The sequence below is a fragment of the Streptantibioticus ferralitis genome (assembly GCF_029223525.1).
In the GTDB taxonomy this organism is placed as follows: Bacteria; Actinomycetota; Actinomycetes; order Streptomycetales; family Streptomycetaceae; genus Streptantibioticus_A; species Streptantibioticus_A ferralitis.
Map to the genome: position 1 here is coordinate 100974 of NZ_JARHTQ010000014.1, position 15937 is coordinate 116910.

At 72.1% G+C, this 15937-nt stretch carries 14 protein-coding genes; 8 read left to right on the forward strand and 6 right to left on the reverse strand.

Going from position 1 to position 15937, the window contains the following annotated elements; all coding sequences use genetic code 11:
- Positions 1-6: 6 nt before the first annotated feature.
- Both P2L57_RS21705 and ddaH read right to left on the reverse strand, forming a co-directional pair.
- Positions 7-846, reverse strand: coding sequence for a TIGR03084 family metal-binding protein (locus P2L57_RS21705; protein WP_275817060.1), 840 nt, complete (start codon positions 844-846; stop codon positions 7-9).
- An 848-nt stretch (positions 847-1694) separates the two neighbouring features.
- The gene (gene ddaH, locus P2L57_RS21710) at positions 1695-2471 is read right to left on the reverse strand and encodes a dimethylargininase (protein ID WP_275817062.1); all 777 of its coding nucleotides are present in this window, start codon (positions 2469-2471) and stop codon (positions 1695-1697) included.
- 78 nt (positions 2472-2549) lie between these two features.
- Here ddaH and P2L57_RS21715 point away from each other — a divergent pair, with 78 nt between their 5' ends.
- From P2L57_RS21715 to P2L57_RS21725, 3 genes are all read left to right on the forward strand, one after another.
- Positions 2550-4187, forward strand: a complete 1638-nt coding sequence (locus tag P2L57_RS21715; RefSeq protein ID WP_275817064.1) for an ABC-F family ATP-binding cassette domain-containing protein — start codon at positions 2550-2552, stop codon at positions 4185-4187.
- A 169-nt stretch (positions 4188-4356) separates the two neighbouring features.
- The gene (locus P2L57_RS21720; protein ID WP_275817066.1) at positions 4357-5124 is read left to right on the forward strand and encodes a TSUP family transporter; all 768 of its coding nucleotides are present in this window, start codon (positions 4357-4359) and stop codon (positions 5122-5124) included.
- A gap of 133 nt (positions 5125-5257) precedes the next feature.
- Positions 5258-6190 carry a DMT family transporter gene (locus P2L57_RS21725; protein ID WP_275817068.1) on the forward strand — a complete coding sequence of 311 codons (933 nt, stop codon included), beginning with the start codon at positions 5258-5260 and terminating at the stop codon, positions 6188-6190.
- Positions 6191-6477: 287 nt separating this feature from the next.
- Here P2L57_RS21725 and P2L57_RS21730 read toward each other — a convergent pair whose 3' ends face one another.
- From P2L57_RS21730 to P2L57_RS21740, 3 genes are all read right to left on the reverse strand, one after another.
- Positions 6478-7977, reverse strand: coding sequence for a hypothetical protein (locus tag P2L57_RS21730; RefSeq protein ID WP_275817070.1), 1500 nt, complete (start codon positions 7975-7977; stop codon positions 6478-6480).
- A 98-nt stretch (positions 7978-8075) separates the two neighbouring features.
- The gene (locus P2L57_RS21735) at positions 8076-8936 is read right to left on the reverse strand and encodes an SCO6745 family protein (RefSeq protein ID WP_275817072.1); all 861 of its coding nucleotides are present in this window, start codon (positions 8934-8936) and stop codon (positions 8076-8078) included.
- 9 nt (positions 8937-8945) lie between these two features.
- Positions 8946-9782 carry an enoyl-CoA hydratase/isomerase family protein gene (locus P2L57_RS21740; RefSeq protein ID WP_275817074.1) on the reverse strand — a complete coding sequence of 279 codons (837 nt, stop codon included), beginning with the start codon at positions 9780-9782 and terminating at the stop codon, positions 8946-8948.
- A 319-nt stretch (positions 9783-10101) separates the two neighbouring features.
- On the opposite strand from P2L57_RS21740, the gene P2L57_RS21745 reads away from it, so the two are divergent.
- Positions 10102-10578 carry an ATP-binding protein gene (locus P2L57_RS21745; RefSeq protein ID WP_275817077.1) on the forward strand — a complete coding sequence of 159 codons (477 nt, stop codon included), beginning with the start codon at positions 10102-10104 and terminating at the stop codon, positions 10576-10578.
- A gap of 21 nt (positions 10579-10599) precedes the next feature.
- Here the strand turns inward: P2L57_RS21745 and idi are convergent, their stop codons facing one another.
- Complete coding sequence (idi, locus tag P2L57_RS21750; RefSeq protein WP_275817079.1) at positions 10600-11229, reverse strand: isopentenyl-diphosphate Delta-isomerase; 630 nt, start codon at positions 11227-11229, stop codon at positions 10600-10602.
- Between the two features lie 351 nt (positions 11230-11580).
- Here idi and P2L57_RS21755 point away from each other — a divergent pair, with 351 nt between their 5' ends.
- Genes P2L57_RS21755 through P2L57_RS21770 form a run of 4 tightly spaced genes read left to right on the forward strand, consistent with a single transcriptional unit; the run spans position 11581 to position 15899 of the window.
- Positions 11581-13347 (forward strand): DUF5941 domain-containing protein, encoded by a 1767-nt coding sequence (locus P2L57_RS21755; RefSeq protein WP_275817179.1) that lies wholly within the window; start codon positions 11581-11583, stop codon positions 13345-13347.
- On the forward strand, positions 13344-14093 hold the full coding sequence (locus P2L57_RS21760) for a phosphocholine cytidylyltransferase family protein (RefSeq protein WP_275817081.1): 750 nt from the start codon (positions 13344-13346) through the stop codon (positions 14091-14093). Before P2L57_RS21755 ends, P2L57_RS21760 begins: the two co-directional genes overlap by 4 nt.
- The gene (locus tag P2L57_RS21765; protein WP_275817083.1) at positions 14081-15142 is read left to right on the forward strand and encodes an iron-containing alcohol dehydrogenase family protein; all 1062 of its coding nucleotides are present in this window, start codon (positions 14081-14083) and stop codon (positions 15140-15142) included. Before P2L57_RS21760 ends, P2L57_RS21765 begins: the two co-directional genes overlap by 13 nt.
- Positions 15120-15899, forward strand: coding sequence for a CDP-alcohol phosphatidyltransferase family protein (locus P2L57_RS21770; protein ID WP_275817085.1), 780 nt, complete (start codon positions 15120-15122; stop codon positions 15897-15899). The genes P2L57_RS21765 and P2L57_RS21770 overlap by 23 nt, the downstream gene beginning before the upstream one ends.
- The last annotated feature ends 38 nt before the right edge of the window (positions 15900-15937 follow it).

Here is a 15937-nt window from a genome sequence, read left to right on the forward strand (position 1 = left end):
CGCCGCTCACTCGGTCTCGTCTCTTTCGGTACCGGCGCGCTCACCTCGGGGGACGGCGGTGGGCGTACGGCCCGCGCCCGGCGGACCGGCGAACGCCTGGGCGATGTCCAGCCAGCGGTCGGCGTCCGGGCCGTGCGCGGTGACCGCGAGGTCGGCGCGATGACGGCGTTGGGTGGCCAGCAGACAGAAGTCCAACGCGGGCCCGGTCACCCGCTGTTCGGCGTCGGCCGGTCCGTACGTCCACAACTGGCCGTCGGGGGCGGTCAGTTCGACCCGGAACGCGGTTTCCGGCGGGATCAGTCCGTGCACCGTGAACGCGTGGTCCCTGGCCCGTACGCCGATCCGGGCCACATGCCGCAACCGGCTGGTCGGTGTCCGGCGCACACCGAGCGCGTCGGCGATGTCCTGGCCGTGCGCCCAGGTCTCCATCAGCCGCGCGGTGGCCATCGACGCGGTGCTCATCGGCGGCCCGAACCAGGGGAAGCGGGCGTCCGGCGGCTGGGCGGCAAGCGTTTCGCGCAGTTGGGTGCGCCCTTGGCACCAGCGTCTCAGCAGGGCGTCGAGCGGTTGTGCGGCGCCCTCGGCGGCGCAGTCGTCCACGTAGTCGCTGATGGCTCGCGCCGCGCGCTCCGCCTCGCGGGCGAAGGCGGCCGGGTCGGTGAGGGTGAGCACGGTGGCGCGGTCGGTCCAGGCCAGGTGGGCGATCTGGTGCGCGATGGTCCAGCCCGGGGCGGGCGTCGGCCCGCGCCAGCGCTCCTCGGACAGACCGGCGACCAGCGTGTCGAGCTCCTCGCTCTCGGCCGCCAAGTCCGTCAGGACTTCGCGCACGAGGCGTGAATCGGCCATACCAGCCCCCTGGTTGACGTCACGTCAACATCCAATGGACCCCGTCACCGGAGAAGGCTGGCACTGCGGGGGACAACAATCAAGCGTGCTTGCATGCTTTTTCGCCTCCCGCTTGGGGTTGGCCGCTTCCGGGGGCCAGGCCCCCGGGCCCCTTTCGCCTCCCGGCGGGCGGGGGCCTAGGGTGCTTTCCCCTCCGGGCGGGGGGCCGGGGGCCCTGGGCGCTTTCGCCTCTCGGCGGGGGCCCTGGGCTCTTTCGCCTCTCGGCGGGGGCCCTGGGCTCTTTCGCCTCTCGGCGGGGGGCTGCGGGGGGCGAGGTTCCCCGGGCCGTTTCGCCGCCGGGCGGGGGCGAGCGCTCTATCGCGTGCGGGCGGGGGGATCTGCGGGGCTGGGGCCCACGGCTTTTCGCCTGCGGGTGGGTGGCTTGCGGGGGGTGGGATTTCTGGGGAACCTTTCGCCTTCGGGCGGGGTTCGCCGCGGGGGACGTACCGCGGGCCCCCTTTGCCGCCCGGGCGGGGGCTGTGTGTGGGGGGCCCAGGGTCCCTTCGCTTGGGTCGGTGGGTTGCGAGGGTGAGGTCCTCAGTTACGGGGTGGAATCCCAGGGCTCCCTTGCCTGCGGGTGGGGGCTGCGGGGTCGGGGCGTAGGGCCCCCTTCGTCGCGGCGGGGGGAGGTCCCCCGGGGCCCCGTTCCCTCCGGCTGGGGGATCTGCCGGGGGGCGATGTCCCTCGGGCCCTCTCGCTGCCGGGCGGTGGCTGGGGGCTGGGGCCCAGGGTCCCTTCGCTTTGGGGCGGAGGGTGCCGGGGGCGAGGGCGCGTGCGGTTGTCGCATGGTGCTGTGGGGGGATGGCCCCTTACTCGTACAGGTCGCGGAGGCGGACCGACAGGCAGGTGACGCAGCCTTCCAGTTTTTCGAACTCGGTGATGTCGACCGGGACCGGGGCGTAGCCGAGAGTGGCGAAGAGTTCGGCGGTCTTCGGGGCGCTCGCGGACATCAGCAGTCTGCCGCCGCCGAGCAGCACCACATGGGCGCCGGACTCCTCCGGAACCGGAAGGAAGTGCGGGAAGACCGACGGGTCGTCGACCAGGGGTGGATGGCCGATCACGGTGCCGTCCGGGAGCGCGGTCACGGCGGATTTCAGATGCAGGACCCTGGTCACCGGAACGGCGATCACCCGGGCGCCCAGTGGTTCGAAGGCGGCGCGCAGCTGCCGTACACCCGCCGCGTTGGTGCGGCCGCCACGGCCTACGTAGACGGTGTCGCCGACCTTGAGGATATCGCCGCCGTCCAGGGTGCCCGGTTCCCGGACCCGGTTGATGGACAGGCCGAGATCGGCCGCGGCCCGCTCGGCCGCCGCGGTCTCGGGCCTGCGGGATCCCGCTCCGGGACGGGCGATCAGCGCGACGTTGCGGAAGACGACCATCGTGTCCTCGACGAACACACCGTCCGGACAGTCGTCGGCCGGGTCGACCTCGACGGTCTGCCACCCGTGCGACCGCAGGGTCTCGACATAGCCCGCCCACTGGCGCAACGCGAGGGCGGTGTCGATCGGTGAGCGCGCTGTATGGGTGACCAGTCCCTCCGCGAGACGCGGGCTGGGGTGGCGGACCAGGGCCTTCTTACTGGGCACGGAACCTACCTCCAGGCGGTTGGCCGGGTGGAAATGTCATCGAACGGGCGGGCGCGGGCAGCTAGGATCTACCCTCTTATGAGTGCCACTCTCGTCGCCAAGGGCCTCGCCGCGGGACACGGCGACCGCATCCTGTTCTCCGGTCTGGAACTCGTCGTCGCACCCGGCGATGTCATCGGGCTGGTCGGTGCCAACGGCGCCGGGAAGTCCACGCTACTGCGGCTGCTGGCCGGTATCGACGCCCCCGAGGACGGGACGCTGCGGCTCAGCCCGCCCACGGCAGTGGTAGGCCATCTGCCGCAGGAGCCGGAGCGCAGGGCGGGTGAGACGGTACGGGCCTTCCTCGCCCGACGCACCGGTGTGGCCGCTGCCCAGCGCGACCTCGACGCCGCGACCGAGGCGCTGGTCGACGGCTCGCCGGGCGCCGATGACGGGTACGCGATCGCCCTGGAGCGCTGGCTCTCGCTCGGCGCGGCCGATCTGGAGGACCGGGCCGAGACGGTCGCCGCCGACCTCGGCCTGACCGTGGACCTCGACCAGCCCATGACCTCGCTGTCCGGCGGCCAGGCCGCCCGCGCCGGGCTCGCCTCGCTGCTGCTCAGCCGGTACGACGTCTTCCTGCTGGACGAGCCCACCAACGACCTCGACCTGGACGGCCTCGACCGGCTGGAGGCCTTCGTCCAGGGCCTGCGCGCCGGAACCGTGGTGGTCAGCCATGACCGCGAGTTCCTGACCCGTACCGTGAACCGCATCGTCGAACTCGACCTCGCGCAGCAGCAGGTGAACGTCTACGGCGGAGGGTACGAGGCCTACCTGGAGGAGCGCGAGGTCGCCCGCAGGCACGCCCGCGAGGAGTACGAGGAGTACGCGGAGAACAGGTCCGCCCTGTTGGCCCGGTCCCGTATGCAGCGCGCCTGGATGGAGAAGGGCGTGAAGAACGCCCGGCGCAAGGCCACCGACAACGACAAGATCGGCCGCAATGCCCGGGTGGAGACCACCGAGAAGCAGGCCGCCAAGGCTCGCCAGACCGAGCGCCTCATCGAGCGGATGGAGGTGGTCGAGGAACCCCGCAAGGAGTGGGAGCTGCGGATGAGCATCGCCGCCGCACCCCGCGCCGGTGCGGTGGTGGCCACGCTGCGCGGAGCCGAAGTACGGCTTGGCGAGTTCCGGTTGGGGCCGGTGGATCTGCAGGTCGACTGGGCCGACCGGATCGCCATCACCGGGGCCAACGGCTCCGGCAAGTCCACGCTGCTCGGCGCCCTGCTCGGGCGGATCCCGCTGGCGGCCGGGGCGGCCTCGCTCGGGCCGGGGGTGGTGGTCGGCGAGGTCGACCAGGCGCGGCGGCTTTTCTACGGAGATGAGGCGCTGCTCGAAGCGTTCGAGGCGGTCGTACCCGACATGGCGACGGCCGAAGTCCGTACGCTCCTGGCCAAGTTCGGGCTGAAGTCCGACCATGTGCTGCGCCCGGCCGCCACGCTGTCGCCGGGAGAGCGGACCCGGGCGGCGCTCGCGCTGCTCCAGGGGCGTGGAGTGAACCTGCTGGTACTGGACGAGCCCACCAACCACCTTGACCTGCCCGCGATCGAGCAGCTGGAGTCCGCGCTGGCCTCGTACGACGGCACGCTGCTGTTGGTCACCCACGACCGCCGGATGCTCGGTGCGGTCCGCACCAACCGGCGGATCGAGGTGGCGGCCGGCAAGGCCGTCGAGGCCTGATCGCGGGTGCGGTGGGAGAGCCGATCGAGCGCGACCGATCGTGGCCGACAATGATCGATTGCTGTCGGGTCTGATCAGGTGTGACACGGCGTGGTCGAACAGGGGGCGGCTCGTCCGCTGTCCGCCGCATCCGGCATGATCGGTGCCCTGAGCGAAGTGTGGGGGACCGATGACCGTGCTGGACGCCTTACAGCTGATACCCGTCGCCGTCGCCGCCGGGTGGATCGACGCGGTCGTGGGTGGCGGCGGTCTGCTGCAACTCCCCGCGATGCTGGTGGCGTTCCCCGGGCTGCCCACCGCCACCGTGCTCGGCACCAACAAGGCGGTGGCGATCACCGGTACCACCTCGGCGGCCATCACCTATGTGCGCAGGACGGACATCAACTGGCGATTCGTCGGGCTTGCCGCGGCGGTCGCGCTGCCCGCGGCCTCTGGCGGCGCACTGGTGGCCACCACGCTGCCCAGCCAGGTGTTCCGCCCGGTGATCATGGCGGCGCTGCTGACCGTCGGCGCGTTCGTCACCCTGCGCCCGGACTTCGGCCGTACCCATGCCCCGGTGCGGCTCAGCCGCTCCCGTGCGGTGACCGCCGCCGCGCTCAGTGGCGCGGGCATCGGCTTCTACGACGGCGTGATCGGCTCCGGCACCGGCACCTTCCTCATCATCACCTTCCTGCTGGTCCTCGGTGCCGACTTCGTCCACGGCTCGGCGATGGCCAAGGTGGTCAACGTCGGGACCAACCTCGGTGCGCTCATCGTCTTCGTGGTGCAGGGTCATGTGCTGTGGCTGCTCGCCGCCACGATGGCCGTGGGCAATGTGACGGGTGGCGCGCTCGGCGCTCGGATGGCGCTCAAGAACGGCGCCTCGTTCGTCCGGTACGCGCTGCTGGTCGTCGTCGTGCTGCTGGTCGCCAAGCTCGGCTACGACCAGTGGAGCTGATGGCGGGAGACGGTCGCTGACCCCGACGGGGGGCGCTATCGTCGGCACTGCGGAGACCGCACAGCCGTTATATCGAGGCAGGCGCCGTGACGGCGCCCGAGGTCGGTTCGAGCCGGGTCGAGAGGGTGACGTCGTGGTCGTATTCCTACTCGGGATCAGCGCCGCCTGCTGCCTCGGCTTCGGTTTCGTGCTCCAGCAGCGAGCAGCGCAACGCGCTCCGCTCAGCGACTTCCTCTCCTTCCGGCTGCTGCTCGACCTGCTGCGGATGCCCGAGTGGGTGATCGGCATCGCGGCGATGGTCGCCGGGATGGTGCTCGGGGCGCTCGCGCTCGCGCACGGCCAGATCTCCCTTGTCGAGCCGCTCACCGCCACCAACCTCCTTTTCGCCATGGGCCTGTCGAGGTGGCTCACCGGACAGCCGCTGGGCTGGAGCGGCTGGGCCGGGGTGGCGATGCTGGCCCTCGGCGTGACGTCGTTCATCGTCGCGGGGCAGCCGTCCGGCGGTGGTGAGCTGGCCGGACCACTGCGGCACTGGGTGCTGTTCGGCACCTTCGTCGGCCTCGCGATGCTGCTCACCGCGCTGGCGAAGCGCCTGCGGCCCACCTTGGAAGCGACCGTCCTGGCGCTGGCCGCGGGGCTGCTCTACGGGTTGCAGGACGCCCTCACCCGTATCTCGGGCCAGTTCGTCAGGAGCGGTGGAGTCGCCGTGCTGCTCGTCCACTGGCAGCCGTACGTGATCGTGGCGCTCGGGCTGACCACGCTGCTGCTGGTGCAGAGCGCCTTCGAGACCGCGCCGCTGCGCTCCTCGCTGCCCGCGCTGACCGCCGCGCAGCCGCTCGCCGGTATCGCCTGCGGGGTGGGGTTCCTGGGCGACCAGCTGCGGGTGACGCCCGGCGCGCTCGCCTGGCAGGCCGCCGGACTGCTGGCCATCGTGATCGGCATCGTGCTGCTGGGAAGCCACCCGGCGATGCCGGAGGGACCGTGTGCGTTGCGTGATCCTCACACGGTCGACCGCCATGCCCGCGAGCAGGCCCGCGAGCATGCCCGCGAGTCGGTCGAGCCGTAGCCCGCCCGGCCGGTCCGAACTCACGGCAACTCTTTCCGCCCCACGCCCCCGGGCGAAGTTCCGCACCTCCTTCTCCTTCCGCCGAGATGGGGCAGCACGCCCGGCGAAGACCCCGCCCCCTCTCCGCCGCGACGGCGAGCGACGACGACGCGGCCCGGCGGTCTCGTACCCGCCGCACGCCCCACCGAAGATCCACAACCCTCACCGCCGCGACGGCGAGTAACCCCAATGCCGTAAACCGGTGAAGCCAAGCCCACCGCACCCCGGGGCGAAGGCCCGCCGCAGCGCTAACGCTTCGGCGGTACGTATGCGGACCAGCCGGTGATCAGCGGTGATCCGGTGAGCTCGCGGCGCTGCCAACCCGGTGCGTAGGAGGGAGCGCCGCCGCCGGGAGCGACCAGGATCGCCACCGCCCGGTGTTCCGCCGCGCGGACCACCACCGGTCCCGAGGCCTGCGAGGCGTCGCTGCGCAGGTTCGAGTTGATCGACGAGGCGCAGCCCGCGTCGTAGGCGATGGGCTGCGAGTCACCCGCGACCAGGCACGGCGGCCGGATGCCGATCCGGCGCAGTGCGTCGGCGAGCGCCCGGTACTCGCCGACGTTCCGCCGCGCCGAGCCGATCTGCCGGTGCAGGATCTGCGCCTGCACGTACCAGTGCCCGGCGAGCAGCGCCCCGGCGAGCACGGCGGCGGTGATCCGCAGCGGCGTCGGCGAGGTGCGTACCGCCCGCGCCCCCGCGGTCAGCAGCGCGGCGACCGGCAGCGCCAGCAGCGCGTACGCGGGAAGCAGGAAACGCGGTGCCGCATACGGGATCAGGAAGAGATACGAGGCCGACAGCGACACCGCACACAGCACCGGCAGCAGCGCGGGCGCCAACCGCCCCGCCCGCGCTGCCACCACGATCCCCACCACGGCGAGCAGCGGCAGCGCGGGCCACCAGGCGATGTGCGACACGGCCGGATAGCCGACGTCGCACGGGCGGCACAGCAGCGGGCCGTCCGCGCTGCGCAGCGCGTTGCCGACGTTCCACGAGAAGCCCAGACCGCCTTCTATCGCGTCCGAGTCCGCCAGCCGCTCGGTGATCCCGCCGAACCGGGCGTACGCCTCCGCTATCCACTCCGCCATCCCGGCCGCCAGCCCCGCGGCGATCGCCGCGGCGATCCGCCAGTCGCGCCACGCCCGGACCAGCACCCCCGCGAGCAGCGGCAGCGCCAGCCACACACCGTCCGGGGCGCGGACCAACGTGGGCCAGCCGACCGCCACCGCGAGCCCGACCAGATGACCCCGACGTGGCCCCTCCCGTACCGCGCGCAGGAAGAACCCGGTGGCCGCCACCGCGCCGAAGGCCACCCACAGGTTCGGCATCATCTGCGACCCGTACTCGACGGTCACCCACAGCCCCGCGAACAGCAGCGCGGCCAGCGCCGAGGTGCCCCGCCCGATGATCCGGTGCCACACGGCGAACGCACCGAACAGCGCGAGCCCGGAGAGCACCGCGAGGAAGGTCCGCAGCACCAGGGGGTCGGAGGTGAACGCCGCCACGGGCGCGCCGAGCAGGGTGACCCCCCGCGAGCGCGGTGCGCTGAAGAAGGCGGCGGGAGAGCGCGGATCGACCTGCGAGAAGTAGATCGACTCATCCCAGGCGAGCGAGCGACCGGGGGCCGCGAGTATCAGCTGAGCGGCGGTGTAGAGCGCGGCGACGATCGCCAGTCGTGGATCGCGGCGGACGCGTGCGACCGCTGGGGCGGCCGTACTGGTGCGTATCGCGGCTGTTCCGGCGAGTGTCATCGGCATCTCCTGTCGGTGCGCTCGCTGCATTCTCGCTGACCCACCCCATCACACAACCGGCGAGGATGCTGGCGGGCGGCGCGGCGGAGCCCCGGCCCTCACTTGCCCATGTGCTTGACCGGCAGCGCGTTGGCCGCCAGCACCGCCTTGGTGAACGGGGACACGAGCTCGGTGAGCCGCTCTGCGTACTCCGCGCCCAGATGACGGTAAGGGGCGAAGCCGAGGCGGTCGGTGTCCGCCTCGATGGTGCGCCGCAGTTCCACACCGTGGTCGGTGAGTTCGCCCTCCGCGTCCAGTAGACCGCGTTCCCGCAGCCGGTCCTCGGCCGCCGACCACTCCTGGGCCGACCAGCCGCGGGTGGCCTGTGAGAAGTACCGGGTGAACCCCTTGCCGGTGGCGGTGTGGGTCACCAGGGCTTCCAGACCGTCGAGTTCGGCCTCGGCGAGCGCGATCAGATGGCCGTCACCGCGGTGCTCGCGCAGCAGCGTGGCGGCGTGCCACAGCGCCAGGTGCGGGGCGTCGGGCACCGGCAGGTCGGCATTGGCCGAGTACAGCGGGCGGCCGGGCCGCCCGCAGGCCTCGGTGGCCCGCAGGGCCAGTTCGGCGGCCTCGGTCAACTGCCGTGAAGCGATCGCCTCCGGGCCGAGCAGCCGCCTCAGATAGGCGTCGGTGATGCGCAGCCGGGCCTCCAGCACCGCACGCGGAGACGCGGCGTGCCAGGCGCGCGGGATGTGCCGGGCCACCAGGTCGGGGTGGAAGTTGTAGAAGGTCGCGGTGACCGTGCCCGCACCGACGGCGCCGAGCGGCGCGGCTCGCCCGGCGAAGTACGCCATCGACCCGCGTTCGAGTCCGAGCGCGGCAAGCTCGTCATCGTGCTCGGGCGCGAAGTAGAAGGCCGAGTGCAGCGGGTTGAGGGCGTTGTAGCAACGCCGTGACGCGCGCAGGGTGAGAGTCGTCATGGCGTCACGTTACCCGCCGGTAGAACCGTTGCCGAGATGTCGTCGCCGCGCGGGGCGGGCGGTGTCCGCCGCCTCGACCGTCCAGGTGAACCTCGGCGCCCGGCGCTCCAGGAAGGCGGCCACCCCCTCGGCGCGGTCCGCGCTGCCGCTGGCCTGGTCCGCCCAGTGCGCCAGCCGCCCGGGGTCCGCGACGCCGTCCGCCCCCAGCGCCATCGCCGTGAACTCCTTCGCCGCGGCCTGGGTGAGCTGGGAGCGGCTGGCGAGGATCCCGGCGAACTCCGCCACTCGTCCGTCCAGTACGTCCTCGGGGAGCAGTTCGTCCACCAGGCCGGTGCGCAGTGCCCGCTCGTCGTCGATCAACTCGGCCGAGAACAGCAGGTACTTGGCGGTCGAAGGGCCGACCAGGCCGACCAGCCTGCGGGTGGACGACGCCGGATAGACGATGCCGAGTCTGGCGGGTGTCACCCCGAACCGTGCGCCGTACGCCGCGAACCGCAGATCGCAGGCGGCCGCCAGTTGGCATCCACCGCCCACGCAGAAGCCGCGGATCGCCGCGATCGTCGGCTTGGGGAACGCGGCCAGTGCCTCCTCCGCGACCGCCGCGGCCGCGCCGGGGTCCTCCTGTCCGCGCAGTCCGGCGATGTCGGCACCCGCGCAGAACGTCCCGTCCGCACCGGTGAGCACCAGTACCCGCACCGCGGGGTCGGCGGCGAGCCGGTCGAGCAACTCCGGCAACTCCCGCCACATGGACACTGTCATGGCGTTCCGCTTGGCCGGATTGCTGATGGTGACGGTCGCGGTGGCAGCGCCGTCGGCGTGGTCAAGCAGCAGGCCGGGCTCTGGCATGCGCGTTCCTTCCGTCCGGTCCGGCTGTCAGGTCTGGGCGATCCTATTGTCTGCCTCTCGGACAACCCCCTGAAATCAGCGAACAAAAGCCGCAAGACCGCTCTGCCCGCCCACTGTAGACGGTCTCAATCGGTCAAGAGCCGTCGAGACACGCTGACTTGTGGTCAGCGCAACGGCAAAGGCGTTGTGGCCCCAACACTCTTCACATATGAGGCGGTTCCCGCCGCCCCGGCAAGTGGGGACCGGGCGGGACTGCGGGGAACGTCACGCGAGGGCTGGTGCTGTCATGACGGTCTGCGGGAGAACCCCGCCCGAACCCATGCCCCCGGAGGCCGCCGGCGCGGCTCCGGGTGCGGAGCGAGTCGCTTCCTGCCCCTACGAGGGCGCCTGGCGGTTCACCGCACCGGCCGTCGACTCCTCGGTACCGCAGGTACGGCACGCGGTGCGCGACCTGCTCGCCCGGCAGGGCGTCCCGGTCGCCGCCGAGACCGTGGACGGGCTGCTGCTGATCGTCTCGGAACTGGTCACCAACGCCGTACGGCACGCCGCCGTGCTCTCTCCGCAGATCACGGTGGAGATCACGGTGGGCCCGCAGTGGGTCAGGGTCGGCGTCGGCGACAACCACCCGTACCGCCCCAAGGCCTTGGAGGCCGACTACGCGAAGACCGGCGGTCGCGGCCTGCTGCTGGTGAAGGCGATCACCGCCGAGGCAGGAGGCGCCTGTGATGTCGAACACACCCCCGCGGGCGGCAAGGTGGTCTGGGCGGCCCTCCCGTTCTCGGCGCCGCTGCTGTAGCGGGGCGCCCCTACCGGCTCGTCACCAGCCCGCTGACGGGCCGGTCAGCTCCCGTGCCGCGGGCAGCGCGGCCTCCAGCACGGTGTCGAACCACGCGGACAGCGTGGTCCGCTCACGCAGCCCCGCCAGCCCGTCCGGCGTCACGAACGCGGTGTCGCAGACCTCCTTCGGATCGGGGCGCACCTCGGCCCGGACCAGACCCACGAACAGGTGGTTGAACTCCTGCTCCACCAGGCCCGAGGCCGGATCCGGATGGTTGTAGCGGACCGTCCCCGCCTCACGCAGCAGCGCCGGGGCGACCCCCAGCTCCTCGGCGGTACGGCGGGTGGCGGCGACGAAGGGCTGCTCCCCCGGGTACGGGTGGCCGCAGCAGGTGTTGGACCACACACCGGGCGAGTGGTACTTGCCCAGCGCACGCCGCTGCATCAGCAGCCGACCCGCCTCGTCGAAGAGGAACACGGAGAACGCCCGGTGCAGTCTGCCCGGCGGTAGGTGCGCGGACAGCTTCTCGGCCGTGCCGATGGTCACACCGCCCTCGTCGACCAGCTCCAGCAGGATCGGTGCGCAGCTGCCGTCGGACGACGGCCCCTCGGACGACGGACCGGTGCTCCCTGGGTCGCCGGGCCGGCCGGTGGCGGGACTGATCGGCATGGCCATCCTTCGCTCTTGACGCTCATGACGTACGAGATCCCTAAGTCTGCCGCACGCCACCGCACCCCTGCCGGTTTGTCGCCACGCCCGGCCCTCGCCCATGCTGGGGTGTCTGCTGTGCCGCCCTCCCGGGCGACCAGCCCCGGTCCAGGCCCTGGCGCGGCCGCCACCGGGCGGTAGTGAACGTGCGGTGAACGGTGCCTTCCGGGTATCCGATAGCCTCAGCCGTCGAACCCGCCCCAGCGACCTGCCGTGGCGGGACGCAGGCGCGTCTGGAAGCCGGGCGCCACGGGATGCAGCAGCCAACGCAGGCCATTGCCGTCGCCTCGACCCATCAGGGAGTGAGTTCGTCTGTCGACCGCCATCCTCACCGGTCCGCCGGTCGCGGACTCAACCCTGGAGGACGACCTGCGCCTCCTCGGCTTTGACGTGGTCGCCGCGGACAGCCCGGCGGAGCTGGCCGGCCACCTCAAGGCCGCGCCCGCCGGGACCAGGGTCGCCGTGGTCGACCGCCGCTTCACCGGGCACCGCCACGCGCTGCGGCTGGCCCTGATCGATCCGCGCTTCGCGGCCGGCGCCATCCCCGGCGCCCTCGGCGTCAGCGCGGCCGTCCGCGGGCAGCTGTGCCTCGCCGCCGACGGCCTCGCCGCCCCCGACGAGCTGGCCGCCGCGCTGGACACCGCGGGCGTCCCCGTACACCGTCCGGAACTGGGCGTACTGACCGCCGCCGTGCCCACCGACGACGCGGAGCGCGCGCGGGTCCGCGGCGCCGTCGCGGCCGTCGACGAGGAGCAGGTTCGGCTGCGTACCGCCGTCAAGGCGCGTGACGGCTTCTTCACGACCTTCTGCGTCAGCCCGTACTCCCGCTACCTGGCCCGCTGGTGCGCCCGGCGCGGACTCACCCCCAACCAGGTGACCACCGCCTCGCTGCTGGTCGCGCTGATCGCCGCCGGTTGCGCGGCCACCGGGACCAGGATCGGTTTCATCGCGGCGGGCGTCCTGCTGCTCGCCTCGTTCTTCCTGGACTGCACTGACGGGCAGCTGGCGCGGTACTCCCTGCAGTACTCCACGCTCGGCGCCTGGCTGGACGCCACCTTCGACCGGGCCAAGGAGTACGCGTACTACGCGGGCCTCGCGCTCGGCGCGGCCAGGGCGGGCGACGACGTCTGGGCGCTGGCGCTCGGCGCGATGGTGCTGCAGACCTGCCGCCATGTCGTGGACTTCTCCTTCAACGAGGCCGCCCACTTCGAAGACGGGGCCACCGCCAACACCAGCCCCACCGCCGCCCTCTCCGACCGGCTGGACAGCGTCGGCTGGACGGTCTGGGTGCGCCGGATGATCGTGCTGCCGATCGGCGAGCGCTGGGCGCTGATCGCGGTACTGACCGCGGCCACCACCCCGCGGGTGGTCTTCTACGCGCTGCTGGTCGGCTGCTCGCTCGCGGCCTGCTACACCACCGCGGGCCGGGTGCTGCGCTCGATCACCCGCAAGGCCCGGCGCACCGACCGGGCGGCACACGCGCTGGCCGACCTGGCCGACTCCGGCCCGCTCGCCGAGCTCGCGGCCCGGGTGCTGCCGTCCTTCGCGGCGCCCGCGGTCGCGGTGGCCGGCGGCGCCGCCGCGATCGGCACCGCCCTGTTCACCCCGTACGGCACCTGGTGGCCGGTGCTCGGGGCGGGCGTCTACTGCCTGACCTCGGCGGCGGCGGTCACGGGTCGGCTGAAGGGGGCGCTCGACTGGCTGGTTCCGCCGGTCTTCCGCGCCACTGAGTACGTGGTCGTACTGGCGCTCGCCGCACGCTCCGGCGTGTCCGGCGCGCTTCCGGCGGCGTTCGGGCTGATCGCGGCCGTCGCCTACCATCACTACGACACGGTGTACCGCATCCGCGGCGGCACCGGTGCGCCTCCCAGGGCCTTGGTCCATGCGACCGGCGGCCATGAGGGCAGGCTGCTGGTGGCCACAGTGGCGGCCGCCCTGCTCGCGCACAGCACAGCTTTGACAACGGCGCTCGCGGCTCTGGCCGGCTATCTGGCGCTCGTGGTGCTCACCGAGTCCATTCATTTCTGGGTCTCGGCCGGAGCACCCGCGGTACACGACGAAACAGGAGAACCCACATGATCGGCCTCGTGCTGGCGGCCGGCGCCGGACGGCGTCTTCGCCCCTACACCGACACCCTGCCGAAGGCCCTGGTCCCCGTGGACCCTGCGGGAGAGGGCACCACCACCGTCCTCGACCTGACCTTGGGCAACTTCGCCGAGGTCGGTCTGACCGACGCGGCCGTCGTCATCGGCTACCGCGGCGAGGCCGTCGTCGAGCGCCAGGCCGCGCTGGAGCGCAAGTACGGCGTCAAGCTGCACCTGGTCCACAACGACAAGGCCGAGGAGTGGAACAACGCCTACTCCCTGTGGTGCGCCCGTGACGTCATCAAGGAAGGCGTGATCCTCGCCAACGGCGACACCGTGCACCCGGTCTCCGTCGAGCGCACCCTGCTCGACGCCCGGGGCAACGGGCAGCAGATCATCCTCGCCCTCGACACGGTGAAGAAGCTCGCCGACGAGGAGATGAAGGTCGTCACCGCCGACGGCCAGGGCGTGCGGCGCATCACCAAGCTGATGGACCCCGCCGACGCCACCGGTGAGTACATCGGTGTGACCCTCATCGAGTCCGAGGCCGCCGAGGCGCTCGCGGACGCCCTGAAGGCCACCTACGAGCGCGACCCGCAGCTGTACTACGAGGACGGCTACCAGGAGCTGGTCAACCGCGGCTTCCAGGTCGACACCGCCGCCATCGGCGAGGTCTCCTGGGTCGAGATCGACAACCACGACGACCTCAACCGCGCCCGGGAGATCGCGTGCCAGTACTGACCCGGCTGATCCCCTCGCCGGTCGTCGTCGACATCAACGGCGGTGCGCTGGACGACCTGGCCGGCCTCCTCGCCGACCAGCGGGTCTCCAGCTCGGGCAAGCTCGCGGTCGCCATCAGCGGAGGCTCCGGCCAGAAGCTGCGTGACCGGCTCGCTCCCGAGTTGCCGGGCGCCGACTGGTACTCGGTGGCGGGCGGCTCGCTGGACTCCGCCGTCAAGCTGGCCGACGCGATGCGCGGCAAGCGGTACGACGCGGTGGTCGGGCTCGGCGGCGGCAAGGTCATCGACGTGGCCAAGTACGCGGCCGCGCGGGTCGGGCTGCCCATGGTGGCCGTGGCGACCAACCTGTCGCACGACGGCATCTGCTCGCCGGTCTCCACCCTGGACAACGACAACGGCCGCGGTTCCTACGGTGTCCCGCAGCCGATCGCGCTGGTCATCGACCTCGACGTGATCCGCGACACCCCGGCCCGCTTCGTGCGCTCCGGCATCGGTGACGCGGTCTCCAACCTCTCCGCCATCGCGGACTGGGAGCTGTCCCACCGCGAGACCGGTGAACCCGTCGACGGCCTGGCCGCCGCGATGGCCCGCAGCGCGGGCGAGTCGGTGCTCCGGCACCCCGGCACCATCGCCGACGACGACTTCCTGACCACGCTCGCCGAGGGCTTGGTGCTCTCCGGCATCGCCATGGCGATCAGCGGGGACACCCGCCCGTCGTCCGGCGCCTGCCATGAGATCAGCCATGCCTTCGACCTGCTGTACCCGCAGCGGGCCGCCTCGCACGGCGAACAGGTGGGCATCGGTGCGGCGTTCGCGATGTACCTGCGCGGCGCCACGGCGGAGGCCCAGCACATCGCCGACGTCCTGCGGCGGCACAGCCTGCCGGTGCTACCGGGCGAAATCGGCTTCTCCGACGCCGAGTTCGTCTCAGCCGTGGAGTACGCGCCGCAGACCCGCCCCGGGCGGTACACGATCCTGGAACACCTGGACCTCGACACCGACGCGATCAGGGATGCGTACGCGGACTATGTCAAAGCCATCGGTAGCTGAACTGCGGCCGGTCGTTCACCCCGCCGGGGTGAAGGACCGGCGCAGCGGTGAGCACTGGGCCGGGCGCGCCTACATGCGGGAGATCTCCCTGCGGGTGGACCGGCACCTGGTGAACACGCGGGTCACGCCCAACCAGCTGACCTATCTGATGACCGTCTTCGGCGTCCTCGCCTGCCCCGCCCTGCTGGTGCCGGGCATTCCGGGCGCCGTGCTCGGCGTGCTGATGGTCCAGCTCTACCTGCTGCTCGACTGCGTCGACGGCGAGATCGCCCGTTGGAAGAAGCAGTTCTCGCTCGGCGGCGTGTACCTGGACCGAGTCGGCGCCTACCTTTGCGACGCCGCGGTCCTGGTCGGCTTCGGCCTGCGCGCCGCTGACCCGTGGGGCTCCGGGCGGATCGACTGGCTGTGGGCCTTTCTCGGTACCCTCGCCGCGCTCGGCGCGATCCTGATCAAGGCCGAGACCGACCTCGTCGCCGTCGCCCGTCACCAGGGCGGGTTGCCGCCGGTCAAGGAGGCGGCGTCCGAGCCGCGTTCGTCCGGTATGGCGCTGGCCCGTAAGGCCGCTGCGGCCCTGAAGTTCCACCGGCTCGTGCTGGGGATCGAGGCGTCCCTGGTGATCCTGGTCCTGGCGATCGCGGACTCGATCAGGGGCGACCTGTTCTTCTCGCGGCTGGGCGTCGCCGTGCTGGCCGCGATCGCCGTGCTGCAGACCCTGCTGCACCTGGTGTCCATCCTCGCTTCGAGCAGGCTGCGGTGACGGCCGCGGTCACGAAGCTCGGCGCGGTGGTGCTCACC

Excerpts from the sequence above, each read along its gene's own strand:
- P2L57_RS21715 (WP_275817064.1), top strand. The coding sequence starts at position 2,550 with ATGAGTGCCACTCTCGTCGCCAAGGGCCTCGCCGCGGGACACGGCGAC.
- idi (WP_275817079.1), bottom strand. The coding sequence starts at position 11,229 with ATGCCGATCAGTCCCGCCACCGGCCGGCCCGGCGACCCAGGGAGCACC.
- P2L57_RS21740 (WP_275817074.1), bottom strand. The coding sequence starts at position 9,782 with ATGCCAGAGCCCGGCCTGCTGCTTGACCACGCCGACGGCGCTGCCACC.
- P2L57_RS21720 (WP_275817066.1), top strand. The coding sequence starts at position 4,357 with ATGACCGTGCTGGACGCCTTACAGCTGATACCCGTCGCCGTCGCCGCC.
- P2L57_RS21745 (WP_275817077.1), top strand. The coding sequence starts at position 10,102 with ATGCCCCCGGAGGCCGCCGGCGCGGCTCCGGGTGCGGAGCGAGTCGCT.
- P2L57_RS21730 (WP_275817070.1), bottom strand. The coding sequence starts at position 7,977 with ATGACACTCGCCGGAACAGCCGCGATACGCACCAGTACGGCCGCCCCA.
- P2L57_RS21760 (WP_275817081.1), top strand. The coding sequence starts at position 13,344 with ATGATCGGCCTCGTGCTGGCGGCCGGCGCCGGACGGCGTCTTCGCCCC.
- P2L57_RS21705 (WP_275817060.1), bottom strand. The coding sequence starts at position 846 with ATGGCCGATTCACGCCTCGTGCGCGAAGTCCTGACGGACTTGGCGGCC.
- P2L57_RS21770 (WP_275817085.1), top strand. The coding sequence starts at position 15,120 with ATGTCAAAGCCATCGGTAGCTGAACTGCGGCCGGTCGTTCACCCCGCC.
- P2L57_RS21735 (WP_275817072.1), bottom strand. The coding sequence starts at position 8,936 with ATGACGACTCTCACCCTGCGCGCGTCACGGCGTTGCTACAACGCCCTC.